General features: G+C 42.1%; 1 pseudogene. It reads right to left on the minus strand.

Going from position 1 to position 996, the window contains the following annotated elements:
• Positions 1 to 11 precede the first annotated feature (11 nt).
• A pseudogene (locus ACM0OZ_RS48975) lies at positions 12 to 996 on the minus strand (IS630 family transposase); the annotation flags it as partial.

Here is a 996-nt window from a genome sequence, read left to right on the forward strand (position 1 = left end):
ATATAGGAGTCCTATTTGATTTTTGAAAAAACTCCGTACATAGCAAGAGTGTCAAAATCAAAGGTAGTGTGTCGGATAAACCACTCAAACATCCATTTCAAATGAGAAAATGAAGGAATCAAGGCACAAAAACGTCGAACCCATGTTTTGGCTTGCAGCCAAATATCCTCTATAGGATTTTGTTCTGGGCAATTAGGAGCACTCGCGTTCGCAGTGTATTTTCCATTGGTCGGTTGGCAGACCTTGATTAAGCTCGTCCAAAAAACCTCGAACTGCCTTGGAACGGTGGTAACTCGCACCATCCCAAAAAATCAGTAATCGCTGGTTGGGGGACTGAGTTAACAAATATCGCAGGTAATCAATAGTATTTTCTGAATTTCCGGCATCGTAGGCTTTGAGCAGTAATTCTCGTTCGAGATAGTCAACCGCTCCGTAATATGTCTGTTTATCTCGCTCATTCACGACTGGAACCGCGATTTCCAGGTCAGTTTTTCCCCATACATAACCACTTAAGTCTCCCCACATTAAATGACATTGATCAATTAGCAGCACTCTCAATTTTCCTGTTTCAATTTCACTGCGGTGATTTGCCAAGAGTGTTTGAATCTCTTTTTTTTTGCTGCAACAGCATCCGGGTCTGGTTTGGGGTTTAATTTTGTGGTTTTCTTCCAGCTTATTCCTGCTGCTTCAAACAAGTCGTAGTAACTTTGTTTTGACTCGTAAACCACGTCATGCTCGAAAGCTAGTTTATACTCCAGTTCCCCAAGCTCCCAATAATCCTTTGTTTGCAGCCAACTCAACACCTTTTCTCGTTGTTCGCTACTCAAGTAGCTCTTCCTTCCCTTATGATTCAAGCGCAGTCCATCTATTCCATCTCGCTCGTAGGCTTGTTTCCAACCTGTTATTGAACCCAGTGACACATCTAGAATTGTCTGAATTTCTTCATACAAGTAGCCTTGATAAACCAGCTTGACTACTAGTGCTTTCCTTACCTCA

This window comes from Scytonema sp. PCC 10023, assembly GCF_963920835.1.
Lineage (GTDB): Bacteria > Cyanobacteriota > Cyanobacteriia > Cyanobacteriales > Nostocaceae > Kalymmatonema.